The sequence below is a fragment of the Streptomyces sp. NPDC005775 genome (assembly GCF_042871565.1).
Taxonomy (GTDB): Bacteria; Actinomycetota; Actinomycetes; order Streptomycetales; family Streptomycetaceae; genus Streptomyces.
Genome location: NZ_JBIAIU010000001.1, coordinates 180,577 through 206,222, shown reverse-complemented (window position 1 = coordinate 206,222; position 25,646 = coordinate 180,577). Strand labels below are relative to the sequence as shown.

25 protein-coding genes and 1 pseudogene are annotated in these 25,646 nt (G+C 73.2%); 19 read left to right on the top strand and 7 right to left on the bottom strand.

Annotation, left to right across the window (positions count from 1 at the left end):
* The first annotated feature begins 76 nt into the window (after nucleotides 1-76).
* Nucleotides 77-541 (top strand): hypothetical protein, encoded by a 465-nt coding sequence (locus ACFYPA_RS00975; RefSeq protein WP_359312075.1) that lies wholly within the window; start codon nucleotides 77-79, stop codon nucleotides 539-541.
* A 63-nt stretch (nucleotides 542-604) separates the two neighbouring features.
* Here ACFYPA_RS00975 and ACFYPA_RS00970 read toward each other — a convergent pair whose 3' ends face one another.
* Nucleotides 605-2,662 (bottom strand): SpoIIE family protein phosphatase, encoded by a 2,058-nt coding sequence (locus tag ACFYPA_RS00970; protein WP_359080488.1) that lies wholly within the window; start codon nucleotides 2,660-2,662, stop codon nucleotides 605-607.
* A 223-nt stretch (nucleotides 2,663-2,885) separates the two neighbouring features.
* On the opposite strand from ACFYPA_RS00970, the gene ACFYPA_RS00965 reads away from it, so the two are divergent.
* The 4 genes from ACFYPA_RS00965 (at nucleotide 2,886) to ACFYPA_RS00950 (ending at nucleotide 4,689) form a co-directional block, all read left to right on the top strand.
* The gene (locus ACFYPA_RS00965; RefSeq protein WP_359312416.1) at nucleotides 2,886-3,140 is read left to right on the top strand and encodes a WhiB family transcriptional regulator; all 255 of its coding nucleotides are present in this window, start codon (nucleotides 2,886-2,888) and stop codon (nucleotides 3,138-3,140) included.
* Between the two features lie 74 nt (nucleotides 3,141-3,214).
* On the top strand, nucleotides 3,215-3,532 hold the full coding sequence (locus ACFYPA_RS00960) for a DUF1232 domain-containing protein (RefSeq protein WP_359080084.1): 318 nt from the start codon (nucleotides 3,215-3,217) through the stop codon (nucleotides 3,530-3,532).
* 88 nt (nucleotides 3,533-3,620) lie between these two features.
* Entirely contained in the window at nucleotides 3,621-4,130 is a 510-nt protein-coding gene (locus ACFYPA_RS00955) for a DUF664 domain-containing protein (RefSeq protein ID WP_359080086.1), read from the top strand.
* 127 nt (nucleotides 4,131-4,257) lie between these two features.
* Nucleotides 4,258-4,689, top strand: coding sequence for a glutaredoxin domain-containing protein (locus ACFYPA_RS00950; protein ID WP_359312077.1), 432 nt, complete (start codon nucleotides 4,258-4,260; stop codon nucleotides 4,687-4,689).
* A gap of 54 nt (nucleotides 4,690-4,743) precedes the next feature.
* Here ACFYPA_RS00950 and ACFYPA_RS00945 read toward each other — a convergent pair whose 3' ends face one another.
* On the bottom strand, nucleotides 4,744-5,562 hold the full coding sequence (locus ACFYPA_RS00945; RefSeq protein WP_359312081.1) for an AraC family transcriptional regulator: 819 nt from the start codon (nucleotides 5,560-5,562) through the stop codon (nucleotides 4,744-4,746).
* Between the two features lie 99 nt (nucleotides 5,563-5,661).
* On the opposite strand from ACFYPA_RS00945, the gene ACFYPA_RS00940 reads away from it, so the two are divergent.
* Nucleotides 5,662-6,093: a DUF2000 domain-containing protein gene (locus ACFYPA_RS00940; protein ID WP_359312083.1), complete on the top strand. Its 432-nt coding sequence runs from the start codon at nucleotides 5,662-5,664 to the stop codon at nucleotides 6,091-6,093.
* 77 nt (nucleotides 6,094-6,170) lie between these two features.
* Here the strand turns inward: ACFYPA_RS00940 and ACFYPA_RS00935 are convergent, their stop codons facing one another.
* From ACFYPA_RS00935 to ACFYPA_RS00925, 3 genes are all read right to left on the bottom strand, one after another.
* Nucleotides 6,171-7,208 (bottom strand): polyprenyl synthetase family protein, encoded by a 1,038-nt coding sequence (locus tag ACFYPA_RS00935; RefSeq protein ID WP_359080094.1) that lies wholly within the window; start codon nucleotides 7,206-7,208, stop codon nucleotides 6,171-6,173.
* A gap of 8 nt (nucleotides 7,209-7,216) precedes the next feature.
* The gene (locus tag ACFYPA_RS00930; protein WP_389128576.1) at nucleotides 7,217-8,299 is read right to left on the bottom strand and encodes a tetratricopeptide repeat protein; all 1,083 of its coding nucleotides are present in this window, start codon (nucleotides 8,297-8,299) and stop codon (nucleotides 7,217-7,219) included.
* Nucleotides 8,300-8,556: 257 nt separating this feature from the next.
* Entirely contained in the window at nucleotides 8,557-9,849 is a 1,293-nt protein-coding gene (locus ACFYPA_RS00925) for a phosphoribosyltransferase family protein (RefSeq protein WP_389128573.1), read from the bottom strand.
* Between the two features lie 365 nt (nucleotides 9,850-10,214).
* On the opposite strand from ACFYPA_RS00925, the gene ACFYPA_RS00920 reads away from it, so the two are divergent.
* The 10 genes and pseudogenes from ACFYPA_RS00920 to ACFYPA_RS00875 all read left to right on the top strand — a co-directional run bounded on the left by ACFYPA_RS00920 (nucleotide 10,215) and on the right by ACFYPA_RS00875 (nucleotide 21,752).
* A complete protein-coding gene (locus tag ACFYPA_RS00920; RefSeq protein WP_389128570.1) occupies nucleotides 10,215-11,471 on the top strand; it encodes an ATP-grasp domain-containing protein in 1,257 nt (418 codons plus the stop codon).
* A complete protein-coding gene (locus tag ACFYPA_RS00915) occupies nucleotides 11,468-12,328 on the top strand; it encodes a Rossmann-like domain-containing protein (protein WP_389128567.1) in 861 nt (286 codons plus the stop codon). Before ACFYPA_RS00920 ends, ACFYPA_RS00915 begins: the two co-directional genes overlap by 4 nt.
* Nucleotides 12,325-13,521, top strand: coding sequence for a PLP-dependent cysteine synthase family protein (locus tag ACFYPA_RS00910; protein ID WP_389128564.1), 1,197 nt, complete (start codon nucleotides 12,325-12,327; stop codon nucleotides 13,519-13,521). Before ACFYPA_RS00915 ends, ACFYPA_RS00910 begins: the two co-directional genes overlap by 4 nt.
* Nucleotides 13,518-14,663, top strand: coding sequence for a mandelate racemase/muconate lactonizing enzyme family protein (locus ACFYPA_RS00905; protein ID WP_389128562.1), 1,146 nt, complete (start codon nucleotides 13,518-13,520; stop codon nucleotides 14,661-14,663). The genes ACFYPA_RS00910 and ACFYPA_RS00905 overlap by 4 nt, the downstream gene beginning before the upstream one ends.
* A pseudogene (locus tag ACFYPA_RS00900) lies at nucleotides 14,660-15,907 on the top strand (MFS transporter); the annotation flags it as partial. The gene ACFYPA_RS00905 and the pseudogene ACFYPA_RS00900, both read left to right, overlap by 4 nt.
* 21 nt (nucleotides 15,908-15,928) lie before the next feature.
* Nucleotides 15,929-16,717, top strand: a complete 789-nt coding sequence (locus ACFYPA_RS00895) for a class I SAM-dependent methyltransferase (protein WP_389129281.1) — start codon at nucleotides 15,929-15,931, stop codon at nucleotides 16,715-16,717.
* 49 nt (nucleotides 16,718-16,766) lie between these two features.
* Nucleotides 16,767-18,371, top strand: a complete 1,605-nt coding sequence (locus ACFYPA_RS00890) for an ABC transporter substrate-binding protein (RefSeq protein WP_359080111.1) — start codon at nucleotides 16,767-16,769, stop codon at nucleotides 18,369-18,371.
* Between the two features lie 8 nt (nucleotides 18,372-18,379).
* Nucleotides 18,380-19,321, top strand: a complete 942-nt coding sequence (locus ACFYPA_RS00885; RefSeq protein ID WP_359080491.1) for an ABC transporter permease — start codon at nucleotides 18,380-18,382, stop codon at nucleotides 19,319-19,321.
* Nucleotides 19,321-20,241, top strand: coding sequence for an ABC transporter permease (locus ACFYPA_RS00880; RefSeq protein WP_389128559.1), 921 nt, complete (start codon nucleotides 19,321-19,323; stop codon nucleotides 20,239-20,241). Before ACFYPA_RS00885 ends, ACFYPA_RS00880 begins: the two co-directional genes overlap by 1 nt.
* Complete coding sequence (locus ACFYPA_RS00875; RefSeq protein ID WP_389128556.1) at nucleotides 20,187-21,752, top strand: ABC transporter ATP-binding protein; 1,566 nt, start codon at nucleotides 20,187-20,189, stop codon at nucleotides 21,750-21,752. Before ACFYPA_RS00880 ends, ACFYPA_RS00875 begins: the two co-directional genes overlap by 55 nt.
* 24 nt (nucleotides 21,753-21,776) lie before the next feature.
* On the opposite strand, the gene ACFYPA_RS00870 is transcribed toward ACFYPA_RS00875, so the two are convergent.
* Together ACFYPA_RS00870 and ACFYPA_RS00865 are read right to left on the bottom strand one after the other, a co-directional pair.
* Nucleotides 21,777-22,451 (bottom strand): formylglycine-generating enzyme family protein, encoded by a 675-nt coding sequence (locus tag ACFYPA_RS00870; RefSeq protein ID WP_389128553.1) that lies wholly within the window; start codon nucleotides 22,449-22,451, stop codon nucleotides 21,777-21,779.
* Between the two features lie 91 nt (nucleotides 22,452-22,542).
* A complete protein-coding gene (locus tag ACFYPA_RS00865) occupies nucleotides 22,543-22,935 on the bottom strand; it encodes a nuclear transport factor 2 family protein (RefSeq protein WP_389128551.1) in 393 nt (130 codons plus the stop codon).
* Nucleotides 22,936-23,341: 406 nt separating this feature from the next.
* Here ACFYPA_RS00865 and ACFYPA_RS00860 point away from each other — a divergent pair, with 406 nt between their 5' ends.
* From ACFYPA_RS00860 to ACFYPA_RS00850, 3 genes are read left to right on the top strand one after another with little or no spacing between them, the layout of a single operon-like run.
* Complete coding sequence (locus ACFYPA_RS00860) at nucleotides 23,342-24,019, top strand: ABC transporter permease (RefSeq protein ID WP_359080121.1); 678 nt, start codon at nucleotides 23,342-23,344, stop codon at nucleotides 24,017-24,019.
* Nucleotides 24,016-24,693 (top strand): ABC transporter permease, encoded by a 678-nt coding sequence (locus ACFYPA_RS00855; protein ID WP_359080123.1) that lies wholly within the window; start codon nucleotides 24,016-24,018, stop codon nucleotides 24,691-24,693. The genes ACFYPA_RS00860 and ACFYPA_RS00855 overlap by 4 nt, the downstream gene beginning before the upstream one ends.
* Nucleotides 24,690-25,646 (top strand): ABC transporter substrate-binding protein, encoded by a 957-nt coding sequence (locus tag ACFYPA_RS00850; RefSeq protein ID WP_359351747.1) that lies wholly within the window; start codon nucleotides 24,690-24,692, stop codon nucleotides 25,644-25,646. Before ACFYPA_RS00855 ends, ACFYPA_RS00850 begins: the two co-directional genes overlap by 4 nt.

The window sequence follows — 25,646 nt, the reverse complement described above, 5'->3', positions numbered from 1 at the left end:
CGATCTCTGCGCGCGTCCGGGATGCCCGCTGGCTATGCTCGATCAGGGGCCGACGACCTGACACAGGGAGGCACCCATGCTGCCGCTGCCCGAACCGCGCGACTACCCGCCGCGCATCGCCACCGGCGCGTTCATCCTCAATTCCGGCCTGGCCAAGCTCAAGGCGGACGAAGCGACCCAGCAGGGCCTGCACGGCATGGCGAGCACCGCCTACCCGTTCCTCAGGAAGATCGAGCCCGATCGGTTCACCCGGCTGCTGGCCTGGTCCGAGATCGCGGTCGGCAGCAGCCTGCTCGTCCCGTTCGTCCCGACCAGGCTTGCCGGGCTCGCCCTCGTGGGGTTCTCCGGCGGGCTGGTCGGTCTGTATCTGAGGGCGCCGGGCATGCGTGAACCGGGCAGTGTGCGGCCGACCCAGGACGGTGTCCCGCTGGCCAAGGACTCCTGGATGTTGGGCATCGGGCTGGGCTTCCTGGGCGCGGGCACCCGCCGGGCCGGCGCGGTCGCGCACCGTTGCCGACGCCACCGCGGATGCGCACGCTGACCCACCGGGACGAGGACGACAGCTCCGGGGCGGTGGCACGGGCTCCGTGCCACCGCCCCGGCGTCAGCCGCGCACCCGGGCCACCAGCAGGGCCACGTCGTCGAGGTTCTGGGGGGCCCGCACCTCGCGCAGCAGCCGGTCGCAGAACTCCTCCAGGGACGCTTCCGGCTCGCGCAGCAGCCCGAGCAGAGTGTCCAGCCGGCTGTCGATGTCGTCGTCCCGGGTCTCCACCAGTCCGTCCGTGTACAGCACGAGCCGATCGCCGGGCCCCAGCGGCACGGTGACGTCGCTGAAGGGCACACCGCCCACGCCCAGGGGCGCCCCGGGCGGCAGATCGAGCAGTCTCGGCGCCCCGTCCAGAGGGATCAGCACCGGCGGGAGATGACCCGCGGTACTCACCCGGCACAGGCCGGTGGCCGGGTCGTACACGGCGTACACGCACGTGGCGAACGCCGGGTCCAGATCGGCGGTGATCTCGTCGAGGTGCCCCAGCACCTCGGCGGGCTGGAGGCCGAGCCTGGACAGGGTCTGGGTGGCGGTGCGCAGCCGCCCCATCGTGGTCGCCGCGTTGATGCCGCTGCCCATCACGTCGCCCACCACCAGCGCTGTCCGTTCCTGCCGCAGCCCGATGACGTCGAACCAGTCCCCGCCGACCTCGTACCGCGAGGCGGCCGGCTGGTAGCGGGACGCCACCTCCAGACCCACCGGATCGTGGTGTTCGCGCGGCAGCATGCTGCGCTGGAGGGTGAGCGCGGTCTCCCGCTGCTGCCGGTACAGCCGCGCGTTGTCGATGCTGATCGCCGCACGGGCGGCCAGCTCGCACGCCATCAGTTCGTCGTCCTCGGTGAACGGCAGCGGATTGTCCGTCCGTATGAGGTCGATCGCGCCCAGGACCTCACCGCGCGCGATCAACGGCACCGCCAGGTACGAATGCGCACCCGCCTGCGCGAGCAGCGCGGCCGAACGGCTGTCACGGGCTATGTGCGCGAGTATCCCCGCGTCCAGGTACGGCTCCCGGACCGGCCGCGCGGTCCGCACACAGCGGGTGATCAGCCGGTCGGCGCCGTACCGGGCGGCATGGCCCGGCGGATCCGCCGCCTGCACCACGGGGTTCGGCCGTGCCGCGACGAGGGCCAGGGCCTGGATGAGGAGCGGCCCCTCGGTCAGGCCGGGGCGCCCCTTCAGCACACTGTCCAGGACATCGACGGCGGCGACGTCGGCCAGCTCCGGCACGGTGACCTCGGCCAGTTCCCGGGCCGTCCGCTCCAGATCCAGCGTGGTGCCGATCCGCACCGAGGCATCGGCTACCAGCGCCAGGCGGTGCCGGGCGCGCTCCGCCTCCGCGGCCGCCCGGTAGCGGTCGGTCACATCGATCAGCTGTACGGCGATCCCGAGCACCCGGCCCCCGGAATCGTCCAGCCGGTACAGCGACACACTCCAGGCACGGTCGGTGGCCGGATCGGCCGGTGTGCGGCCCACCACCTCGTGCGACACCTGCGGCACACCGCTCCTGAGGACCTCGCGCATCGCCGACTCGAAGGTGTCGGACCCCAGGAACGGCAAGGCCTCACCCACCCGGCGGCCCAGGTGGGCACCGGCACTCAGCCCGTCCATCCGCTCCAGCGCGGGATTCGCGGCCAGATAGCGCAGGTCGTGGCCGAGGACCGCCAGACCGATCGGGGACTGGTCGACCAGGCGCACCGACAGCGCGAGGTCGCGTTCGACCTCACGCAGCGTCTCCCCGTCCGCCGCCAGTCCCAGCGCGTACAAGGCGCCGCGGTCGTCCTGCAGCCTCATGTTGCGGAACTCCAGCAGCCGGGAGGTGCCGTCCTTGTGCCGTACGGGAAAGACACCCGCCCACGCCTCACCACTGTTCATCACCTCGGTGAACAGCCTCAGCACCAGCTCGAAGTGCTCCTCGTCCACCAGCACCCGGGCGGCGAACCGGCCGAGCGCCTCCTCGGCCGTGTAACCGAGCAACTGTTCCGCCTGCGGGCTCCACAGCACGATGCGTCCGTCGGTGTCCAGCACCATGGCGCCCACCCCGAGGACGTCCAGCAGGCCCCCCTCGGGTGACCGGTGCACGCCCTCCCGGCGCGCGCCGCCCCAGCCGGTCCGCATGTCATCAGTGCCGCCCACGGACGATCCTTCCCATGCAGTCACCGCGCCCGGACGCGGTCCGCTGTCTCCCATGGTCGCCCCGGAGCCACCACTCCCGCAGCTTCGACGGCCGGAGACCGTGTGCCGCAGGGGGTTTCGCTCGCCCGAGAGCGGTCACCCGCAGCGTACGGAGCGGAACGGACGAACACGACCCTCAGGAGGGCGAGACAGCATGGAGACCAGCATGGAGAACTGGCGCACGCACGCGGCCTGCCGCGACGAGGACCCCGACCTGTTCTTCCCCATCGGGAGCACCGGGCCCGCACTGGTGCAGACCGAGGACGCCAAGGCGGTGTGCCAGGGCTGTCCCGTAAGGGAGCAATGCCTGCGGTGGGCCCTGGAGAACGGCCAGGACGCCGGTGTGTGGGGCGGCCTCGGCGAGAACGAGCGACGCGCGCTCAAGCGCCGCTCCCGCAGGCAGGCCAAGGATTCCCGATAGCGGCGAGGACATCGTCACACGGGGCGGGCAGCCTCCGACTGCGTGTTTCTCCGGCCGGCGGGTACACATGAGACATGGACACCACGGCTTGGATCGTCATCGGCGCGGCACTCGTGCTGCTCACCGTGGGCGTGGCCGGATTCCTTCTGCTGCGGGTACTGCGCGCCAGGAAACTGCTGGCCGACGCCGGGATCCCGCTGCGCGACAAGGCGCTGGTCTGGGCCGCGGTGATCTACACCGTGTCGCCCGTCGACCTGCTGCCGGACCCCGTCTACCTCGACGACATCGGCTTCCTGCTGCTCGCACTGCGCTCCCTGCACTCCGCCGCCCGGGCGGCCGGAATCGGCGGGCGCGCGGAGCGGCCGGTGGAGTCCGCGAGCCTCGTGCCGTAGGACCGGCCTCGCCCTCAGCGGCGCCCGCCGCTCGCCGCGTGGCGTGTCGGTGGCAGGACGCGGGCGGGGGAGCGGCCAAGGTGAGGGCATGAACGTCGCAGATGTCCTGACCGATGGATACGCCCGCATCAAGGAGACCGTGCACGCGGCCGTCGAGGGCCTGGAGCCCGATGACCTGAACGCCCGCCTGGACGAGGGGGCGAACTCGATCGCCTGGCTGGTCTGGCATCTGACCCGCGTCCAGGACGATCACTTCGCGGACGCGGCGGGCACCGAACAGGTCTGGTTCACCGAGGACTGGGCCGCACGCTTCGATCTGCCCGTCGCCAAGGCCGCCACGGGGTACGGACACAGCAGCAAGCAGGTCGGCGCGGTGCGGGTCGCCTCGGCGGAACTGCTGCTCGGGTACTACGACGCCGTGCACGCACGGTCGGCCGCGTTCGTCCAGGGCCTCGACGCCGAGGCGCTCGACCGCGTCGTCGACGAGGCCTGGTCGCCGCCGGTCACCCTGGGCGTCCGCCTGGTCAGCGTCCTGTCGGACGACCTCCAGCACGCCGGCCAGGCGGCTTTCGTCCGGGGCTGCCTGGAACGCCGGTAGGGGGCCTCGGCGAGCGGCTCCCGGGCGCCGGGGCGGTCCGGTGCCGGCCGTTCGCTGTCCGGGGCGTGGCGCGCCGAGCGGGCCCTGGTGCGACGCCCACTTCGCACCGCCGATAGCCTGCGGCGTCATGATGCGTGCGTGGATTCTGCCGGTGCTGTTCGTGCTCTGCGGCTCATTCGTCGCGACCGGGGTTCTCCTCGGGGGAAGCCCCTGGGAGGCAGCAGCACTCCTGGTGCTGTTCGTGCTGCTCGCAGGCGTGAACTCCCCTCTCGCCTTCCCGAGGTCCATCGGTGCGCTGGAGGCGCAGCGCCGCAGCGCGGTCGACGGCCGGCCGGTCGTCTTCTGGCGCTCGGGCTGCACGTACTGTCTGCGACTGCGCTTCCGGCTGGGCCGTAGCGCCCGCCGGTTGCACTGGGTCGACATCTGGCGTGATCCGGAGGGTGCGGCGGTCGTCAGGGCAGCCAACGAGGGCAACGAGACCGTGCCGACCGTCCTCGTCGCGGGCCGGCCCCACGTCAACCCGGACCCCGCATGGGTGCGCGAACAGCTCTCCTCGTAAGAGGGAGGGCCCGGCCCCGCTACCGGCAGGGGAACGAGCGCCGCGGCCGGACGGTCACGCGGCAGGACGGGCGGCCGTGCCGCGGGTGCGGGCGTAATGCCCCGGACCGGTGCCCACGACCCGCTTGAAGTGACGTGTCAGATGGGACTGGTCGTAGAAACCCACAGCGCTCGCCACGTCCGACGCCGGGAACCCCTGGAGCAGCAGCCCGCGTGCGAGATCGACGCGGCGGCCCGTCACGTACTGGTGGGGGGCCATGCCGAACTCCCGGCCGAAGGCCCGCACCAGGTGGGCGTGATGGGCATGCAGCCGCAGCGCGGCCTCCTGGAGCGTGATGCCCTCCACGAACCTCTCGTCGAGCAGGTCCCGCAACCGGTGCGCGATCCTGCGGTCGTGGACGTGCCGTACGGGCTCCGGTCGGCTGCGCAGGTGCAGGTCGAGGCGTTCGGCGACCAGGGCGAGACGGCTTGCCGCCTCCAGTTCGTCGCCCGGTCCGGCGAGCGTCGTGTGCAGGCGGTCGATCCCCCGGCGCAGAGCCGGATCGTGGAGGACGGGCCGGTCGACGGCCATGCCGATGAGTTCCTCGTCGACCTGGGCGACGTCGAGGTACAGGACGCGCTTGCGGAACCCGGCGGCGGTGGCGGCGCCGCCGTTGTGCGGGACGTGCGGGGGCAGGAGGGTCACCACGTCGGTGAGCACTCCGTGCTCGTGGCGGTCCAGGTCATAGCGGACCATGCCCTCGTCCACGATGAGCAGCGTCCAGGCGTCGTGCGTGTGCATCGGGTAGGTGTGGTCGGTGAAATGGGCGTGGAAGACCTCGTCGATTCCCGCCACCGACGGACGCCACGCGGTGATGTCCGGACGTGCAGCCATGAAGCGATCGTACGCCCGGCCCGCCGGCCCGGGCCGCGGAGGCCGCCGTGCAAATTTCGTACAAGACGGGGCGGTGCGCGGCCCGGCAGACTCGGTCCCATGACAGAAGAAGTCGCCCCCATCCGCTTCGACACCAAGATCGCCGTGCTGCTCCGGGAGGACCTGGAGACCTGGCAGCGGCTCAACGTGACGGCCTTTCTGGTCAGCGGTCTCGGCACGGCCGTGCCCGAGGTGGTCGGCGAGCCGTACGCCGACGCCGATGACACCCCCTATCTGCCGATGTTCCGCCAGCCGGTCATGGTCTTCGAAGGTCCGAAGGAACTCCTGACGACTGCGCACACCCGGGCTGTCAGCCGGGGCGTGACCCTGTCGGTGTTCACCTCCGACCTCTTCGCGACGGGCAACGACCGGGACAACCGGGCCGCCGTCCGCGCGGTGCGGCGGGACGGGATGGACCTGGTCGGGATGGCCGTGTACGGGCCCCGCAACGCCGTCGACAAAATCCTCAAGGGCGCGTCGATGCACCGCTGAGCGCGGTGGTCACCCGCACGGAGCCCCCGTACGCGGCCGGCGGGCGGCGCCTGCCCGCCCCTCCGGCCGTCCGGGCGTCACAGGGCGCGTTCGGCGAAGTACGGCAGCAGTGCGAGGAGGTCCCCCAGCGGGTCCGGCGCCAGCGTCACGCTCTCCAGACACGCGCGGGCACTCTCCAGCTGCCGGTCCGCCTCGGCCAGGGCCGCCTCCCGGCCACCGGCCTCCTCGATCAGCCCCGCCGCCCGGCGGGCGCCCCGGTCGTCGAGTGCTTCGCCGGTACGCAGCAGCGCGCCCAGTCGCAGAGCCGCCGGGCCACCGGTGGCGAGGGCGGTGAGGACGGGGTAGGTCTTCTTCCGGCGGCGCAGATCGCTGTGGACCGGCTTGCCCGTGACCTCCGGGTTCCCCCAGATCCCGAGCACGTCGTCCACGGCCTGGAACGCCACGCCCAGATGACGCCCCGCCGCCGTGAGGGCATCGGTCTCCGAGCGCCCGGCGCCGCCGAGGACGGCGCCCAGACCCGTTGCGCAGCCCAGCAGCGCGCCCGTCTTCTGCTCGGCCATCCGCCGGTACTCGCGCGGCTCCACGGCATCGGGCCCGGTCCACGGCCGCGACTCGAAGAGCAGGTCGTCGGCCTGACCGCGGACCAGGTCGTTGAGCGTCCCGGCCAGCAGCCGGACCGCCGGCACACACGCGCCGCCCGGGGCTCCGGCGAGCGTCTGCACGGCGAGTGCGAACAGCGCGTCCCCGGCGAGGACGGCGGGCCCCGTCCCGTAGGCCTTCCACGCGGTGGCCCGCTGCCTGCGCGTCTCGTCGCCGTCCATGATGTCGTCGTGGAGCAGCGAGAACGTGTGGATCAGCTCGACGGCGACCGCGCCGGGCACCGCGCTCTCCGGCTTCGCGCCGACGGCCTCCGCGCCGAGCACGGCCAGCGCCTGCCGGACACCTTTGCCCTGCGCACCGGGGGCCGCGCGGCCGTCCGTCCCGTCCCAGCCGAGGGAGAACGCGGCGATCTCGGCGTGCCACGGATGCAGCTGCCCGACCGCACGGCCGAGCGCGGGACGGACGAGGTCGCGGCAACGGGCGAGTATCCGTGGCGCGTCGGCCCGCTGGACCATGGGAGGCGTCACCGTCGGCCGCCCGCCGGGGCCGCGGCGCCCTTGGCCACGTCCACGTCGTCGGCCGGTGCCACGCCGAGCTCCTCGTACGCCTTGTCGACCATGTCACGGGCGTTGAGCAGGCCGATCCGGTCCAGCGCGCCGCGCAGTTCGTCCAGCTCCGCGGCGGTCCCGGCACGGTCGCGGCCGAGCCGGGCGAGCGACTTCACGAGTCCGAGCCGGGCCAGCGCCTCGCCCCGGGGCTCGGTCATCGCACGGAACTCCGCCAGCGCCTCCGCGTACACCGACCGGGCCTCCTCGTACCGCCCGGCGCGGTAGAGCACGTTGGCGCGCATCTTGTGGTTGTACGCGAGAGCGCTGGACAACTTCATCGCACGGCAGGTGAGCTCCGCCTCGGCGAGCAGACCGAGTGCGCGTTCCGGGTCGTTGTCCCGTACGGAGATGATGTCGGCCATCCCGCGCAGCGCCCACGCCCGCCCGCGCCGGTCGTCGGCGTCCGCGGCCAGCTGGGCCGCCTCCTCGAACATCGCCAGAGCGGTGTCGAACGATCCCGTGTTGCGGTGGATCTGGGCGATGCCCTCCAGGGCCCAGACGGTGTGGCGGGCCTCACCGCGCGCACGCGCCTCGGCGAGGAGCTGCTCGTGCAGCGCGGCCACGGTCCGGTAGTCGCCCTGGATGCGCCCGGTCTCCGCGAGGCCGGCCAGCGAGTAGCCGCGCGCGACCACGTCCCCGCCCGCCTTCCCCAGGTCCGCCGCCAGCCGCAACAGGCGGAAGGCGAGCCGCAGTCGGCCGCGCTGACGGGCCAGTGTCCCGCCGCTCCACAGGGCCCAGGCCATAGCTCCCGTGTCGCCGGCCGACCGGGCGGCCCGGTAGCTGGCCTTCCAGGCCCGGTCGGCGTCCCGCACGTGCCCCAGCCTGCGGTGGGCCTCGGCCACCGCGAGCCCGGTGCGGGCCACTTCCTGGGGGGAGCCGGCGAGTTCCGCCTTCTTCAGGTGGCGTTCTCCCTCGGCCAGTACGTCCGTGAGGGATGCGTTCACGGACATCTTGGTGAGGGCGCCCTGGTACTCGGGCGCCATAGCTTTGCTGTGCATGGGAGCCTTTCGCGTGCTGCGGGGCGGTCCGACGGCGATAGCTATACGCTCTATGTATACATGATGTGTATAGAGGCATGGCGGTCGGGCCCCTGCGCTCGTGGGGGGTCGGTTCGAGGTCGGTCGTGTGCGGTGTGCCGCCTTCTTGTGGATCAAGACGGCGAATGCGCGCCGGGGGTTGCTCGGCGATCAGGGAAACCGCCCGCGCAGCCGGATGACCCCGTCTCAGGCCCTTTCGCGCAGCCGGATGACCCGGCTCAGGTGGCTCGCGCAGCCAGGTGCCCCGTGAACCACTCCCGTGCCAGCTCGGCGACCTCGTCCAGCGTGCCCGGCTCCTCGAAGAGATGCGTGGCACCGGTGATGACGTCGAGCCGGTTCTCGCAGCGCAGCGCGGTCTGCGCCTGCTGGTTCAGCTCCAGGACCCGGGGGTCGTCGCCGCCCACGATGAGGAGCGTCGGGGCGCGTACGTCGCCGAGGCGGTCGCCCGCGAGATCGGGCCGTCCGCCCCGGGAGACGACGGCGCCGATCCCCGCACCGTCCCCTGTGCCGACGGCCGCGGCGGCCCGCAGCGCCGCCGCGGCCCCGGTGCTCGCACCGAAGACGCCGACGGGGGCCGGGACGCGGCGCTGAACCCAGGCGGTGGCGTCCACCAGCCGCCCTGCCAGGGTGTCGATGTCGAAGACGTTGGCGCGATCGGACTCCTCCGCGGGGGTAAGCAGGTCGAACAGCAGAGTGCCGAGTCCCGCCCGGTGCAGAACCTCGGCCACCGTGCGGTTGCGGGGGCTGTGCCGGCTGCTGCCGGAGCCGTGGGCGAACACGACGAGAGCCCCGGCGTCCCCCGGCTCGGTGAGCGCACCCGGCAGCACCACGCCGCCCGCTTCCACCGCCACCTCGACGCCGGCCCGGGGCGAGTCGGGAGCGGCGGCCCGGGCCAGCAGCGAGACGACCTCCTCGTCCGGGGTCTGGCCGAAGTCGCGGTACCACTCGCCCACGGCGGAGAAGCCGTACGGTGCCGACAGGCAGACCAGCTCGTCGACCTGTCCGCCCAGCCGTTCCGCGGCGTCCGGCGGCGCCACCGGGACCGCCAGCACCACGTGCGCCGCGCCCTGGGCCCGGGCCACCTCGCACGCCGCCAGGGCGGTCGCGCCGGTCGCGATCCCGTCGTCGACGACGATCACGGTGCGCCCTGTCAGCGGGAGCCGTGGCCGGCCGCCCCGGAACGCCTCCGCCCGCCGGTGCAGCTCTGCCTCCTCGGCGCGCTCGACCGCGGCGGCATCCTCCTGCGACACCCGGCCGCGGCGCATGATGTCCTCGCTGATGACCCGGACACCGCCCTCGCCGATCGCACCGAATCCCAGCTCCGGGTGGTACGGCACGCCGAGCTTGCGCACCACGATCACGTCGAGCGGGGCGCCGAGTTCCCGGGCGACGCGGTAGGCAACGGGCACTCCGCCACGTGGCAGGCCCAGCACGACGGGGTCGCTCGTCGCCAGTGGGCGCAGGGCCTCGGCCAGCTGTTGTCCCGCGTCGGCGCGGTCGGCGAACAGCACGGGGGTTCACCCCCTGATCGGGGAAGCGGGCGGTCGCGCGTACGGCTACTTCGAATCAACACCGGTCCCCGCCGGCCCGCAACCGCCGAGGCCCGGCCTGCCGCCGTGAACCGAGCCGGGCCGGCGCGCCGGGCGGGGCGGGCGCACCGGGCCGGATGGTCTCGCGTCGTCGCCCGGCGGGCCCGCGTGATCCGGAACCACGCGCCCCTTCTTCCTTGAACGCACCTTTGGCACGCGGAGAGTTCCGGCCCTCTGGATGACAATGAAAACGATTGTCGATAACGTGTGCCGAGTCGGGCGCGACGCCCTCCGACGGGTGCTGCCGCCTGCCCGAGTCCTGAACTGCATGGCGAAGAGGGGTAGTCGTGGCACATCTGCTGATGGTCGAGAGCTGGGTCGGATCGATGAGCAGGCTTCTGCCACGGGCGATCCGTGAGGGTGGGCACGAGTTCACCCTCCTCACCCGCGATCTGCACCACTACCTGCGTGCCGCACCCGAGGGTGCCGCGCATCCGCTGCTCTCGGCGCGCCACGTGCTGACGGCGGAAACCAACGACGCCGACCCGCTGCTGCCGTTCGTCGAACGGGCCCACCGGGCCCTGGGGTTCGACGGCGTGATCACGTCCTGCGACTACTACCTCCCCGTGGCCGCGGACATCGCGGCCCGGCTGCACCTGCCCGGGCCCACTCCCGCCGCTGTGGAGAACGCCTGCCGCAAGGACGCCACGCGGCGGGTCCTCGCAGACGCCGGGGTGCCGGGACCGCGGTTCGCCGTGTGCGGTGACCGGGCGGAGGCCGTGCGGGCCGCCCGGGAGCTCGGGCTGCCGCTGGTCCTCAAGCCCGTGGACCTGTGTGCGGGAATGTTCGTGCGGCGCGTCGACGACGAGGGGGGACTCGCCGCGGCCCACCGCGCGCTAGCCGACTTCCCCGTCAACGCGCGGGGCCGGCGTCGCGCACCCGTGGTGCTGCTCGAAGAGCTCCTGCACGGGCCCGAAGTCAGCGTCGAGACCGTCACGTTCGACGGCCGGACCGAAGTCGTCGGGGTGACGGACAAGAGCACCGGCGGAGAACCGGCCTTCGTGGAGACCGGCCACATGTTTCCCGCGGCCCTCAGCGAGGAGGACGCCCGGGCGGCCGGCGAGACCGCGGTGCTGGCTGTCGGCGCACTCGGCCTGGACTCCGTGGTGGCGCACACCGAGATCAAGCTGACGCCGGACGGCCCGCGCGTGGTGGAGGTCAATCCCCGGCCGGCCGGCAACCGCATCACCGAACTGGTCCGCCATGTGACCGGCGTCGACCTCGCGGCAGCCTGCGTGAACGTGGCGCTCGGACGCGCCCCGGACCTGCGGCCACGCGCCACCGGACTGCACAGCGCGGCCATCGCCTTCCTGGTGCCGGGGACCGGGGGAGTGCTGGAAGGCGTCGACGGGGTCGACGGGGTGGGCGAGGCGCCCGATGTCCTGGAGCTCAGCGTCGCGGTACCCGGCACCCGGGTCGCCGCCGCGAGCAGCAACAACGACTACCTGGGCCATGTGATGGCCGGCGACGCGGACGGGCCGGGCGCCCGGGACCGTGTCGAGGCACTCCTCGCCCGGCTGCGCCCCCAGGTGGTGAACCGATGACCGCGCCCGTGGGCACCGCCCCCGCGGCGGCGTCGTACGAGGATCTCGTGACCGGGGTCCTGGCCGGCCGCTTCGGCCCCGACCCGCGAACCCGCCACGTCGCCATGGCCTTCACCACCCGGCAGTCCGTACGGCACCCGGGGCGCGGCAGCGGATACCGCAACGAGGTGCTGAGCCTGCGCCTCGGCGCGGCCGTCGGCTCCTGCGCCGTCGAACCGGGAGAACTGCCGGCCGGGGACGTCGACGACTGCGTCGGCGCGGACGTCGCCGCGCTGCTCGCGCACCGGCTCCCCTGCGTGCGGGTCGCGGCGCTCGACACGTATCTGATGGATGTGCTGCCCCACGGCCCCGGCGCCGGAGCGCGGCCGTGTCCGCTGCCGGCCGGTGGTTCCCTGGAGAAGTCCCGGGCCCGGGCACGTGCCGTCGCCGGCCTGCTCGACGCTCCGCCGGGCAGCACCGTGCTCGTCGTCGGCGTGGTCAACTCGCTGCTGGAGGCACTGCGTGAGCGCGGACTCGGCTACGTACCGTGCGACCTCAAGGGCGGCACGACGGAGTGGGGCGAGCCGGTACTGACCGACGCGCGGGCCGAACAGGGGCGCTGCGACGCGATCCTGGCCTCCGGGATGACCCTCGGCAACGGGAGTTTCGAGCCGCTGCGGGAGCACGCCCTGCGACACGGAAAGCCTCTGGTCGTGTTCGCCCAGACCGGCAGCGCGGTGCTGCCCCGGCTCATCGGCGCCGGAGTCACCGCCGTGTCCGCGGAGCCGTACCCGTTCTTCTGGCTCGACGGCGGCGCGGGAACCGTGCACCGCTACGGAGGCGCGGGAACCCCGCACCGCCATGGAGGCGCCCTGTGACCACCGCACTCCTGCGCCCCGCGGGCAACCGGGAACTCCTCGGGCTCGTCGGCCGCACCCCGCTCGCCCGCATCACCGCCGACCTGCCCTGCCCGCATCCGGGCTTCTGGGCCAAACTCGAAGGCTTCGCCGTGGGCGGCATGAAGGCGCGGGCCGCCGTGTCCATGCTGCTGGGCGCCGAGCAGCGCGGCGAACTGCGCCCGGGAGCACCGGTGGTGGAGTCGACCTCCGGCACTCTCGGCATCGGGCTCGCCTTCGCCGGCCAGGCACTCGGCCATCCGGTCGTCCTGGTCGGCGACACCGAACTCGAACCGTCGATGCGCGGTCTCCTGCGCGCCCACGGCGCCGGGCTGGAACTCGTCGACCGGCCGGCCTCCGAAGGCGGCTGGCAGGCCGCCCGGCTGGCCAGGCTGCGCGAACTCCTCGCCGGACTGCCGGACGCCTACTGGCCCGACCAGTACAACAACCCCGACAACACCGCCGGTTACGCATCGCTCGCCGCCGAGATCGCCGACCGCCTCGACCACGTGGACGTCCTGGTCTGCAGCGTCGGAACGGGCGGGCACAGTGCGGGAGTCGTCGGCCCGCTGCGCCGACGCTGGCCCGGACTGCGGCTGATCGGTGTCGACGCCACCGGCTCGACGATCTTCGGACAGCCCGCCCGGCCCCGCCTGATGCGTGGCCTCGGCAGCAGCATCCACCCGCGCAACGTGGCCCACGACCAGTTCGACGAGGTCCACTGGGTCGGGCCGGCGGAGGCCGCGGACAGCTGCCGTCGGCTGGCCAGGGACAACTTCGTCAGCGGCGGCTGGAGCACCGGTGCCGTCGCGCTCGTCGCGGCCTGGGCGGCCCGGGTCCACCCGGGAGCCGTCGTCGCGACCGTCTTCCCCGACGGACCGCACCGCTATCTCGGCAGCATCTTCGACGACGGGTTCAACGCCCTGCACGGTCTGGGCCCGCGGACCGCCGCCACCCGCCCGGTGGAGATCCGCCACCCGCAGGCCGTGGAGGCGACCGGCTGGACACGCTGCCGTGCGGTCGCCGGGCGGCGCGAGGACCGACGGCCCGCACGACTGCCGGCGTCCCGCGCGCCCGGGGGCGCGACGGCGTCCCGTATGCCTGCGGCAGACCCCATGGCGCGCTCCCGCCCGTACACCGTCCGTCTGCCGTACGAACCGGGGGAGGCCCGATGAAGGTGAGCCGGCGCACCGTGCGCCTGCGGCTGGCCGAGCCGCTGCGGATCTCGCGTTCCCTCACGACGGCCCGTGACGCCGTACGCCTGTCCATCGAGCACCAGGGGCTGCACGGCCACGGCGAGACCGTCACCAGCGTGTACTACGGCCTCGACACGGCGACCGTCATCCACTGGACGGACCGATGCGGCCGCGCACTCACACGGTTCCCCGACCCCGAGACAGCCCTGGACACCATGCGGGGGCAGGTCTCCCGTCACGCCGGCGGTACCGGCGGACCGGTCGTGCCCGGTACGCCCGCGGCCATCACCGCCGCCGTCGAGTCGGCGCTGCTCGACCTCGTAGGCAAGCGTGCCGGCATGCCGGTGCACCGCCTCCTCGGCACGGCCACCACGCCCGCCGCCGTCACCGCCCGGACCATCGGGATCACCAGGCCCGCCCACGCCGCGACGCTCGCCGCCCGGCTGGCGGGTGACGGGTTCACCGTCATCAAGCTCAAGGCCGGCTCGCCCGACCCGGAGGACGACGTGGCACGCGTCCGGGCCGTGCGCACCGCCGCACCGCACGCGCGGCTGCTCCTCGACCCCAACGGCGGATGGAGCAGCGCAGCGGCGCCCGCCCTGCTCGGGCGCTTCGCCGAACTCGGCGTCGAGGCCGTCGAACAGCCCGTCGCCCCGGGCGACCCCGAGGCCCTGGCCCGGCTCGCCGCCCGCTCGCCGCTGCCCGTGATCGCCGACGAGGACGCGGTCGGCATCGAGGACGCCCGGCGGCTCGCCGGCCGGGTCCACGGCATCAACGTCAAACTCGCCAAGTGCGGAGGCGTGAGCGCCGCCCTGCGCATCGCCGGACTCCTCGCCGGCAGCGGCACCGGCCTCATGCTCGGCTGCCTCACCGCCAGTTCGCTCGGCATCGCCCCCGCCGTGCACCTCGCCGACCGTGCCCGGTGGACCGACCTGGACGGTCACCTCCTCCTCGCCCACGACCCGTGGACGGGAATCGGTGGCCTCGACGGCACCGTGCGGGCGAGCAGCCAGCCGGGACTGGGCGTGCGCCCGCGCACACCGTTCGACGGTCCGCGGTCGCACCCCGTGGCGAAGGGCGCCCTCCGCGAACGCGGGCACGCAGACGAGGTGCGGCCATGAGCACCTGGCACGAGATAGGCGCCCTGCCCCCGGCCGTGCGCCTCCTGCTGGTCAACCAGCTCGGGGTCAACACCGGCTTCTACCTGCTCATCCCCTATCTGGCCGTGCATCTGAGCGACGACCTCGGCATGTCCGCCGCCGCCGTCGGTACCGTGCTCGGGGTGCGCAACCTCAGCCAGCAGGGGTTGTTCGTCATCGGGGGGTCGGCCTCGGACCGCCTCGGAGCCCGCCGGGTGATCATCGCCGGATGCGCACTGCGGACGGCGGGCTTCGCCCTGTTCGCGCTCGGCGACGGGATCGTGGTCCTGCTCGCCGCGTCCGTACTCAGCGGGCTGGCCGGTGCCCTGTTCAACCCCGCCGTCCGCGCCCACCTCGCCCAGGAGGCGGGGGAGCGCAAGGCGGAGGCGTTCGCGCTCTTCAACGTCTTCGCGACGACGGGCGCCCTCATCGGGCCTCTCCTCGGCAGCGCCCTGCTCCTGGTCGACTTCCGGGCGGCGGCTCTCACGGCGGCCGGGATCTTCGCCGTGCTGACCGTCGCCCAGGCCCTGGTGCTGCCGCCCGGCCGGGTCGCACCCACCACGAACGGGGTGCTCGCCGACTGGCGTGCAGTGGTCCGCAACCGCCCCTTCATGTCCTTCGCGTGCGCGATGGTCGGGATGGTGGCGCTGGAGAGCCAGCTCTATCTGCTGTTCCCCGACGGCGCACGCCGGGCGACCGGCTGGGACGGCGCGGCCGGACTGGTGTTCCTCGTGGCCACGCTCGCCGGCCTCGCGCTCCAGCTCCGCATCACCCGAGCGCTGAAACGGCGCGGCAGCCGCACGAGGTGGATCGGTGTGGGCCTCGCGCTGATGGCAGTGGCCTTCGTCCCGCCCATGCTGGTGACCTCCGGGACCCCGCCGGACGGGGACGTGAGCCAGGCGGTGCTGCGTGCCGTTCCCCTTCTCACGGGCGCTCTGCTGCTCCAGACCGGACTCATGGTCGCCCAGCCGTTCGTGATGGAACTGATCCCCGGCTTCGGCAGAGCAGGCCTCACGGGCACGTACTTCGGAGTCTTCTACGTTGTGTCCGGCATCGCCGCCGCTCTCGGAAACGCCGCCGTCGGCTGGGCGATGGACACCGGCCGGCGCATCGGGGACGGCTGGCTGCCCTGGGCCTGCTGCCTCGCGCTCGGTCTCGTCTCGGCAGCGGGGACCGCCCGGCTGCACCGCCGCGGCGCGCTGCCGGCCGGCCGGACCCCGTTCCCGCCCATGCCTGAGGAGAACCCCGTGGACGACGCCAACCTGCTCACCGACAACCCGGCGCTGTACGAGGCCCGCTTCCCGGACCCCGAGCGGCTCGCCGGACGCTGGACCGAGGAGACACTGACGCGGTACGGGGCCGGCCCCCGCGTCCTGGACATCGGCTGCGGCACCGGCCGCGACGCCGCCCACCTCCAGCGGGCGGGGCGCACCGTGACCGGGGCCGATCTGTCCGACGCGATGCTCCGCTACGCCTCCCGGGAGCACCCGGGGCCGGAGTACCTCCACGCCGACCTACGGGAGTTCGACCTGGGGGCGCGGACCTTCGACGCCGTCGTGTGCCTGGACAGTGCGCTGCTGTACTGCCGGGCCGGCGCCGAGACCGAGAGCTTCCTCGCCTCCTGCCGGCGCTGCCTGGCACCCGGAGGCCTTCTCGTCGCGGAGATGCGCAACGGCGCGTACTGCCTCGGCCGGGCCGCGCTCCCCGCAGCTCCGGCCGTCCACACGTTCACCCACCGCGGCGTCGTCCACCGCTCCGTCACCCGGCTGCGCGTGGAGCCGGCAGCCCGCCTGCTCCACCGCAGCCGCACCTGGACCACCGACGACGGATCACCCCCGCTCGAACAGCGCTCGGCCTGGCACCTGTTCCTTCCCGGGGAACTCCACGCGGTGCTCCTCGCGAACCGTTTCGAGGTCCTCGCCCTCCACGACGGCCCCGGGCCCCGTACCGAACCTCCCTGGCGCGAGGGCGACCTGCCCGCCGGATCGACGGACGCCGACCGGCTTCATGTGATCGCCCGGCTCACGGACGGCTGACCGGGCCCGCCCCCTCCCCGCCCACTCCCACCGGAACAAGGACACCGCCATGCACCGTGACAGACGCACCACGACGACCACACCCTTCCCCGGCCTGGACCGCCGCGGCTTCCTGGCCGCCTCCGGCGCGGCCGGTCTCGGCGTCCTCGCCCTGCCCGGGTGCGCCGGCCCGCCCGGCACCGCTCCCGACGACGCCGAGGGGGACGGCATGCCGCAGCGGGGCGGCCGGCTGCGGGCCGCCTTCGCCGGGGGCGGGGCGAGCGAGACCCTCGACCCGCACCTGAGCAACCTCTTCGCCGACGCCGCCCGCGCCAAGGCCCTCTACGACAAGCTCGCCGACTACGGCGGCGACCTCTCCGCCCGGCCCCGTCTCGCCTCCTCCTGGGAACCCAACAGCAGCCTCGACCGGTGGAGGGTCTCCCTGCGGGCAGCGGTGTTCCACGACGGGACGCCCGTGACCGCGAAGGACGTGCTGTACAGCTACCGGCGCATCGCCGACCCCGCGCGGGCCTTCCGCGCCAAGGCGTCCCTCGAACCGATCGACCTGACGGCCAGCCGCGCCGCGGACGAGCGGACCGTCGAGTTCGTCCTCAAGCGGCCGACGGCCGAATTCCCCAACGTGATGGCGGCGTTCGGCGCGTACATCGTCCCCGCCTCGGCCCGGGACGGCGACTTCGACCACCGGCCCGTCGGCAGCGGGCCGTTCCGCCTGGTGTCCTTCGCCCCGGGCCGGTCCACCGTCCTGCGGCGCAACGACGACTACTGGGACGGCGCCCCGCACCTGGACGAGCTGGAGTTCGTCGTCGCCAACGAGGAGTCCGCACGCGTCAACGCCCTGCTCGGCAACCAGGTCGAGTACGCCCACGAGCTGAACCCGGCGACGGCCCGCGCCCACGAGGACGGCGGCCGGATCCGCATCGTACGGCTGCGCAACAGCACGATGCAGTCCTTCGCCATGAAGACCGACCGGCCTCCCTTCAGTGACCCACGCGTCCGCCAGGCCCTGATGCTCGTCGCCGACCGCGGGGAACTCGTCCGGGGGGCCCTCTCCGGCGCCGGAGAGATCGGCAACGACCTGTTCGGCAAGGGGTACGAGTACTACGCCGACAGCCTGCCCCAGCGCGAACAGGACCTCGGCCGGGCCCGCAGCCTGCTGAAGCGGGCAGGCGCCGAGGACCTGCGGATCACCCTCGACACCTCACCCGTCGCCGCCGGATTCACCGAGGCCGCCGCAGTCCTCCGCGACCAGGCCGCCCGGGCCGGCATCACGGTGGAGGTGAGGACCGGCAGCAAGGACACCTACTGGAAGGACATCCTCGACGCCGGCACCCTGTGCTGCTACCGCTCCGGCGCCATGCCCATCGAGTCGCACCTCTCCCAGCGCCTGCTGACGGGCTCGACCACCAACGCGACCAAGTGGCGCCACCAGGACTTCGACACCCTCTACCAACAGGCCCAGTCGACACGGGACCCGCGGCAGCGCGCCGCCGTCTACGCCCGCATGCAGCGCCGCCTGCACACCGAGGGCCCCTTCCTGATCTGGGGCTTCGCCGACTGGATACTCGGCGCCGCCCGCCGTGTCCGGGGCATCGAGCAACAGGCACCCGCCAACACCCTCGACTGGGCCCGCTTCGACAAGGTGTGGCTGGCGTGAGCGGACCCATGCCCTGGGCCGCACGGCGACTGCTCCTCGGAGCGGCGCAGACGGCGGCGGTGGTGCTGCTCGTCTTCGCGCTCACCGAGGCACTGCCGGGCGACGCCGCCGTGGCCCTCGCGGGCGACCAGCCGGATCCCGAACGGATCGAGGCGGTGCGGACCGCCCTGCACCTGGACCGGCCACCCCACGAGCGCCTGCTGGACTGGTCGGCCGGGCTCCTCCACGGCGATCTCGGTGTCTCACTGACGTCGGGAAGGCCCGTCAGCACCTACCTCGCGGACGGCTTCGGGCCGACCCTCCTGCTCGCCGTCCCGACCGTTCTGCTGCTCGTCCCCGCCGCGGTCGGCCTCGGAGTGCTCGCCGCCCGGCACGAAGGGCGTCCCGCCGACCGGATCGTCAGCGCGGTGACGCTGAGCCTGTACGCCGTGCCCGAGTTCGCCCTCGGCGTGCTGCTGGTCACCGTCTTCGCGCTCGGGCTCGGCCTGCTCCCGCCGACCGCCGTCGGATACGGCACCGATCTGCTCGCCCACCCGGCCGCGCTGGTGCTCCCCGTCCTGGTCCTGCTGGCGCGCCCGGTATGCTCACTCGCCCGGCTGATCAGGGCCGGCATGACCGACGCACTGGCCTCGCCGTACGTCGCCCATGCGCTCCGCTGCGGCGTGCCGGGCGCACGGGTCCGTTACACCCACGCCCTGCCCCACGCGATGGCCCCGGCGGCTCAGCAACTGGCCCGCACGGTGGACTGGCTGCTGTGCGGGGTGGTTGTGGTGGAGGCACTGTTCGTGATCCCCGGCCTCGGCACGGTCCTGATGAACGCGGTCGCGGAGCGGGACGTCCCCGTGGTGCAGGGCCTCGCGGTCGTCTTCGGCGTCGCCACCGTACTGCTCAATCTCGGGGCGGACCTGGTCACCCACCGCCTCGCGCCGCGCACGGGCGTGGCGGCGTGATGGCCCTCGCGCTCGCCCGTTCGCGGCGCGGGCTGAAGACGCTCGTCGTGGGCCGGCCGCTTCAGGGGGAGGGACGTGGCCGCTTCCTCCCCGGTCTGCTCGTCGTCGGTGTTCCGCTCGTGCTCGCCCTGGCAGGACCGCTGTTCGCCGGGGACGCCGGGCCGCGCGGTACCTCGCTCACCACCGGCGGCGGGCACTGGCTCGGCACGGACTTCATCGGCCGGGACGTCGGCAGACAGGTGCTGCTCGGCGGCCGGTCGGTGGTCCTCGTCGCGCTCGCCTCGACGGCCCTCGCCTACGCGGTGGCGCTCCCGCTCGGGTTCGTCTGCGCGCTCACCCGCCGCGGGTGGGTGGAGGAACTGCTGATGCGTCCGCTGGACGTGCTGCTCTCCGTGCCCTCGCTCCTGCTGATCCTGCTGGTGGCAGCCGTCATCGCACCCGGACCGGCCGGCCTCGCCCTCCTGGTGGCCCTCGTCAGCATTCCGGACGCGGCCAGGATCGTCCGCGCCGCCGGCGCGGAGGCCGCCTCGCGCCCGGCGGTCGAGGCGCTGCGCATGCAGGGCGAGAGCTGGACCCGGATGGCCTTCGGCCATATCGGCAGGTCGGTCGTCCGGACCCTCGCCGCCGACGCGGGCGTACGGCTGACGGGGGCGCTGTACCTCGTGGCCACGGCTGCGTTCCTCGGCGTCGGAGTCGCACCCGATGCCTCCGACTGGGCGGTGATGGTGGACCGCAACCGCACCGGGCTGTTCGTCCAGCCGTGGGCGGTGGTGGTCCCGGCTCTGTTGATCGTCGCCCTCACCATGGGCGGAAACCTGCTCGTCGACGCCGCACTCGCCCGTCCCGGCAGCAAGGGGAAGCACGCATGTACACCGCCGCACAGCCCCGGACGGCTGCCGGGGAGGACCCCGTGGCCGTGATCGAGGGGCTCAGGGTGGAGGTCGGCGGACGCGCCATCGTCGACGGGGTCGGCCTGCGGGTGCTCCCCGGGCGGGTCGTCGCGCTGATGGGGGCGTCGGGCAGCGGCAAGACCACCACGGGGCGCGCCCTGCTGGGGGAGTACCCGCCCGGCGCGCGCGTGACGGGGGAGGTGCGGGTCGCCGACGGCCTGATCGGGTACGTGCCGCAGCACCCCGCCACCGTACTCAACCCCGTCCGCCGGACAGGCAGCCTGCTGGGCGACATCGCCCGCGTCCAGGTGCGACACCTGCCGCGGTCCCGGCGCAGGGCAGCAGCCCGGGAGCGGGTCCTCGACGCCCTGGTCCGGGCCCAGCTGCCACCGGACGGGGCGTTGCTGCGCCGCTACCCCCACCAGCTCTCCGGCGGCCAGCAGCAGCGGGTGGTCCTGGCCCAGGCGCTGCTGCTCGGCGCCCGCGCGGTGGTCGCGGACGAGCCCACCACCGGGCAGGACCCCCTGACGAAACGCCGCATCGTGGAGCGGCTGGCCGCCGTGGCACGGCAGGGCGTCGCCGTCGTCCTGCTCAGCCACGACCTGGACGTCGTGCGCGCCCTCGCCGACGAGGTGGTCGTCCTGCGTGACGGAAGGGTCGTCGAGTCGGGGCCCGCGGAGCGGGTCCTGCGCGCGCCGGCCAAGGCGTGGACCCGCGAACTCCTCGCCCGGCCACAGGACGTGCGTGCCGGCCCGGCACGGACGGGCGCGCACGCCGCCCCCGTCCTGGACGTCCGGTCCCTCACCGCGCGCCACGGGCGGACCCCGGTGCTCCACGACGCCGCCCTCACCCTGCGCGCCGGTGAGACCCTCGCCGTCATCGGCCGCTCCGGCAGCGGCAAGACGACACTGGCCCGCTGCCTGAGCGGCCTCCACCGCGACCACGACGGCGAGGTGCTCCTGGACGGGGTGCCGCTGCCGCGCAGCCTGCGGGACCGCGACCGCACCGAACTGGCCGCGATCCAGTACGTCTTCCAGGACGCGGAGGCGGCCTTCGACGCCCACCGCCCCGTTCTCGACCAGATCGCACGGACGGCCGTACGGCTACGGGGCGTGGGCCGGGTCGCGGCGCGAGCCGAGGCACTGGACGTACTGAGCACGCTGGACCTTCCGGCCCAGCGGGCGCTGCGTCTCCCGGTGCGGCTGTCCGGTGGCGAACTCCGACGTGCCGCCCTGGCCCGAGCCCTGCTCGCCCGCCCACGGGTCCTGGTCTGCGACGAGATCACCTCGGGCCTCGACGCGTTCGCCCGGCGCTCCCTCCTCGGCCTGCTCACGGAACTGCTGCGTTCCGGTGCGGTCCCGGCCCTCGTCCTGATCACGCACGACCTGGACACGGCGGCCCTCGCCGACCGCATCGCCGTACTGGAGCACGGCGAGATCGTCGAGACCGGTGCGGCCGCCGAGGTGCTGACCGCGCCGCGCCACCCCTTCACCGTCGAGCTGACCGGCGCGGCGCGGTCGATGCGGGCCGTCGGTCCCTGACGAGCGGCGCCACCCGGGGTCAGGTCACCGGAGGCCGGAGCGTGCGACGCGGAAACCCGTGTCGTCGATCCGGAACGTCGGGTGACTGCGGCGGCGCACCGAGGCCCGGCAGCTCCAGCGCTCGTCGAACCAGCCACCACCGCGCAGCACCCGGTAGGTGCCGTACACCTCGGCGTCGTAGACGTCCCAGCACCACTCCCACACGTTGCCCAACGTGTCGTACAGGCCCCAGTCGTTGGGCTGCCTGCCGCCCACCTCGTGCGGACGCTCCCGCGAGTTGCCGCGGTGCCACGCGATGTCGTCGAGCTGCCCGTACCGTGCCTCTTTCGTGCCGGCCCGGCACGCGTGCTCCCACTCGGCCTCGGCCGGCAACCGGAACCCGTCGGCGGCCGTGTCCCACTCGACCCGAGCGGCATCGTCGTGGAGGCGGTAGGCCGGTGCCAGCCCCTCGCGCAGCGACAGGGCGTTGCAGAAGCGGACGGCGTCCAGCCAGGAGACCCCCTCCACGGGCAGCAGTTCGCCCTGTGCGGTGCTCGGCCGCTCGCCGGTGACCTGCGCGTACTGCGCCTGGGTGACCGGGAACGCAGCGAGCCGGTACGGTGCGAGATCGACCGCCCAGCTGTGCTGCGTACGACGGTCCGTCAGCGTCACCCGTCCCGGCGGAACGTCGACCATGGCGATCTCGGTGCTGGTGTCCATAGGGCGGTGAGCCTATCAACCAAGCTTCCTGCGGATCGAACGTGAAACGGGTCAACCGCCTTCGTTCCACGGAGGCTTGAGGGAGCAGGGCTCAGCCTGCCGCGGCCTCACGGCTGATCTGCTCGAACCGGGCGCCCATGGCCGCCGCCAGCGCCTGCGCGGCCGAGAGGGGGCGGACCATGACCATCAGGTCGTCGATCTCACCCGCCTCGTTCAGGTGCAGGAAGTCGCAGCCGCCGATCTTCCGGTCGCCCACCTTCGCCTCGAAGACGAGTGCGTGATCGCGGCCGTCGTCGCTCGCCATCTCCCGGACGTAGCGGAAGTCCGTGAAGACCTCGTCGACCGCGCGCAGGATCGCGGCGGTGAGGGCTCGGCCGGGGTAGGGCTTGAACGCCACCGGACTGGTGAAGACGACGTCCTCGGCCAGCAGTGCCTCGACCGCGCCGAGATCGTGCGCCTCGACGGCCTTGCGGAAAGGGTGCATCCCGAACTCCATAGTCAATTAATTGAATAGGTGTGAAGGAGATTAATCACCTCGGTGCTTACCTGTCCAGAGGCCCGAAGCGCCACCGCGCGCGCTCAGCCGGCTGGGCCGCGGGCCACCGGAACCTCGGTAGCGGCATCAGTGTCGTACCCCCGGTCGCGTCGCCCCCATGGCGGCTCCCGAGCCCCGCCGGCCGCTTCGGACTTCGAAGGGCGGGCCTCCCCGAGGCGCAGACCGCACGGATCGTGCGCGGCGCCACGCCGCACCCAGGCGCCGCGCCGAGTGACCCCGCGGTGCTGAGCCGGCCGCTCGGCGAACTGCCGTCCGGAGGGGCGTGCCACGCCGCGCCCCCCGGACAGCCGAACAGGACGCGCGCCCCCGCACCGCTACGGGCTGCAATGGACGGATGACCGCGCCACCGGACGACTGCCTCGCGCGCAACGAGTGGATCTGCGGCGCCTATCTGAGCAGCCGTCGGCACATCCTCTGGGACGCCGTGCTGCAACACCTCCAGCTGACCGCGGTCTCCGTACTCATCGGACTGGTCATCGCGCTGCCGCTCGCCCTCGCCGCCCGCCGCTGGCGCTGGGCCGCAGGACCGGTGCTGGGGGTGACGACCATCCTCTACACCGTCCCGTCGCTCGCCATGTTCTCTCTGCTGCTCCCCGTCTACGGGCTCTCCGCCTCTCTCGTGGTGGCGGGCCTCGTTCTCTACTCGCTCACCCTGCTCGTACGGAACATCCTGGCCGGGCTGCGTGCCGTACCCGAGGAGACCCGGCAGGCGGCGCGCGGCATGGGGTACGGGCCGCTGCGGCTGCTCGTCGCCGTGGAACTGCCGCTCGCCCTGCCGGCCGCCATGGCGGGCCTGCGGATCGCCACCGTCTCCGCCGTCTCCCTGGTCACCATCGGCGCGATCGTCGGATACGGCGGACTCGGCAATCTCATCTACTCCGGGATGAACACCTACTTCAAGGCCCAGGTACTCACCGCCTCCGTCCTGTGCGTCATCATCGCCATCGCCGCCGACCTGCTGCTCCTGCTCGCACAGCGCCTGCTCACCCCATGGACAAGGAGTCGGTCGTGAACGCCCTCTCCGGCGCCTGGACCTGGCTCACGACCTCGGCGCACTGGTACGGCGACGACGGCATCTGGACCCGGCTGGTCCAGCACCTCGTCCTCACCGTCGTCTGTCTGCTGATCAGCTGCCTCATCGCCCTGCCCATCGCCCTGGTCCTCGGTCACCTCGGCAGGGGCGGCGCCCTGGCCGTCAACATCTCCAACGCCGGGCGCGCCGTCCCCACCTTCGCCGTCCTCGTCCTGCTGCTGCTCACCCCGATCGGGCGGTTCGGGGAGGGGCCGACCGTCGTCGCGCTCGTGCTGTTCGCCGTGCCGCCGCTGCTCACCAACGCATACGTCGGCATGCGCGAGGTCGACCAGGACGTCGTACGGGCCGCCCGGGGGATGGGCATGACGGGCCGGCAGATGCTGACCCAGGTCGAGGTGCCGCTGGCACTGCCGCTCATCCTGACCGGTGTACGGATCGCAGCGGTCCAGCTCGTCGCCACCGCCACCATCGCCGCGCTGGCGGGCGGCGGAGGACTGGGGCGCATCATCACCGCCGGTTTCAACCTCGCCTCCACGGCCCAGGTGGTCGCCGGGGCCGTGCTGGTCGCCGTGTTCGCCCTGATCGTGGAAGGTCTCTTCGAGCTGGCCCTGCGGCTCGGCCCCGACCGGACCCGCGACGGGAACACCGGATGAGGGCCCGGTACGCGATCGCCGTATCACTGGTCCTGCTGCTGGCACCGGTCACCGCCTGCACCACCGGACCCACACTGGAGAACCAGGGCGACGTCACCGCCCCGCCCGGCGACAGCAAGCACCTCACCATCGGCTCGGCGGGATTCACCGAGAGCGATCTGCTCGCACAGATGTACGCGCTGCTGCTCGACCGGGCCGGATACTCCACGGAGATCATCTCCGTCACCAACCGGGAGATCTACGAACCGGCGCTGGAGAACGGCCAGATCGACGTCGTCCCCGAGTACGCCGCCACCTTCGCCGACTGGCTGAACGCCAAGAAGAACGGCGCCGACGCCGCCCCCGTCGGCTCGCCCGACCTCACCACGACCATGAAGGCGCTGCGCGCCCTGGCCGCACCCCGCGGCCTCACCGTCCTGGACCCCGGCCGCGCCGTCGACCAGAACGCCTTCGCGGTCACCTCCGCCTACGCCGCGAAGCACCACCTGAAGTCGCTGAGCGACCTGGGGAGGTCGGGGCTGCCGGTCCGCCTGGCCGCGGGTGACGAATGCGTCAAGCGCCCCTACTGCGCCCCCGGGCTGAAGAAGACGTACGGCATCGACATCACCGGCGTCGACCCCAAGGGCGTCGGCACGACCCAGGCGAAGCAGGCCGTTCAGAGCGGCCGCGACCAGATGGTGCTGACCACCACGACGGACGCCACCCTGGACGACTTCGGCCTCGTCCTGCTCGCGGACGACAAGCACCTGCAGAACGCCGACTACCTCGTCCCCGTCGTCAACCGGTCCCGGGCGGGCAGCGAAGGCGTCCGTACGGCACTGGGCAAGCTGAACACCGTCCTGACGACGAAGGACCTGGCCCGGCTGAACGAACAGGTGGACAGCCGGCGCCGGCTCCCCGAGGACGTGGCCCGCGCCTACCTGCGGTCCCACCGCCTCATCCCCGGCGACTGA

Bases quoted from the DNA above. Each gene is read 5' to 3' on its own strand.
- ACFYPA_RS00935 (WP_359080094.1), bottom strand. From the start codon at position 7,208: ATGGTCCAGCGGGCCGACGCGCCACGGATACTCGCCCGTTGCCGCGAC.
- ACFYPA_RS00950 (WP_359312077.1), top strand. From the start codon at position 4,258: ATGATGCGTGCGTGGATTCTGCCGGTGCTGTTCGTGCTCTGCGGCTCA.
- ACFYPA_RS00875 (WP_389128556.1), top strand. From the start codon at position 20,187: ATGTACACCGCCGCACAGCCCCGGACGGCTGCCGGGGAGGACCCCGTG.
- ACFYPA_RS00885 (WP_359080491.1), top strand. From the start codon at position 18,380: ATGCCCTGGGCCGCACGGCGACTGCTCCTCGGAGCGGCGCAGACGGCG.
- ACFYPA_RS00865 (WP_389128551.1), bottom strand. From the start codon at position 22,935: ATGCACCCTTTCCGCAAGGCCGTCGAGGCGCACGATCTCGGCGCGGTC.
- ACFYPA_RS00945 (WP_359312081.1), bottom strand. From the start codon at position 5,562: ATGGCTGCACGTCCGGACATCACCGCGTGGCGTCCGTCGGTGGCGGGA.
- ACFYPA_RS00890 (WP_359080111.1), top strand. From the start codon at position 16,767: ATGCACCGTGACAGACGCACCACGACGACCACACCCTTCCCCGGCCTG.
- ACFYPA_RS00930 (WP_389128576.1), bottom strand. From the start codon at position 8,299: ATGCACAGCAAAGCTATGGCGCCCGAGTACCAGGGCGCCCTCACCAAG.
- ACFYPA_RS00970 (WP_359080488.1), bottom strand. From the start codon at position 2,662: ATGCGGACCGGCTGGGGCGGCGCGCGCCGGGAGGGCGTGCACCGGTCA.
- ACFYPA_RS00960 (WP_359080084.1), top strand. From the start codon at position 3,215: ATGGACACCACGGCTTGGATCGTCATCGGCGCGGCACTCGTGCTGCTC.
- ACFYPA_RS00860 (WP_359080121.1), top strand. From the start codon at position 23,342: ATGACCGCGCCACCGGACGACTGCCTCGCGCGCAACGAGTGGATCTGC.
- ACFYPA_RS00955 (WP_359080086.1), top strand. From the start codon at position 3,621: ATGAACGTCGCAGATGTCCTGACCGATGGATACGCCCGCATCAAGGAG.
- ACFYPA_RS00880 (WP_389128559.1), top strand. From the start codon at position 19,321: ATGGCCCTCGCGCTCGCCCGTTCGCGGCGCGGGCTGAAGACGCTCGTC.
- ACFYPA_RS00850 (WP_359351747.1), top strand. From the start codon at position 24,690: ATGAGGGCCCGGTACGCGATCGCCGTATCACTGGTCCTGCTGCTGGCA.
- ACFYPA_RS00870 (WP_389128553.1), bottom strand. From the start codon at position 22,451: ATGGACACCAGCACCGAGATCGCCATGGTCGACGTTCCGCCGGGACGG.
- ACFYPA_RS00915 (WP_389128567.1), top strand. From the start codon at position 11,468: ATGACCGCGCCCGTGGGCACCGCCCCCGCGGCGGCGTCGTACGAGGAT.
- ACFYPA_RS00940 (WP_359312083.1), top strand. From the start codon at position 5,662: ATGACAGAAGAAGTCGCCCCCATCCGCTTCGACACCAAGATCGCCGTG.
- ACFYPA_RS00905 (WP_389128562.1), top strand. From the start codon at position 13,518: ATGAAGGTGAGCCGGCGCACCGTGCGCCTGCGGCTGGCCGAGCCGCTG.
- ACFYPA_RS00965 (WP_359312416.1), top strand. From the start codon at position 2,886: ATGGAGAACTGGCGCACGCACGCGGCCTGCCGCGACGAGGACCCCGAC.
- ACFYPA_RS00975 (WP_359312075.1), top strand. From the start codon at position 77: ATGCTGCCGCTGCCCGAACCGCGCGACTACCCGCCGCGCATCGCCACC.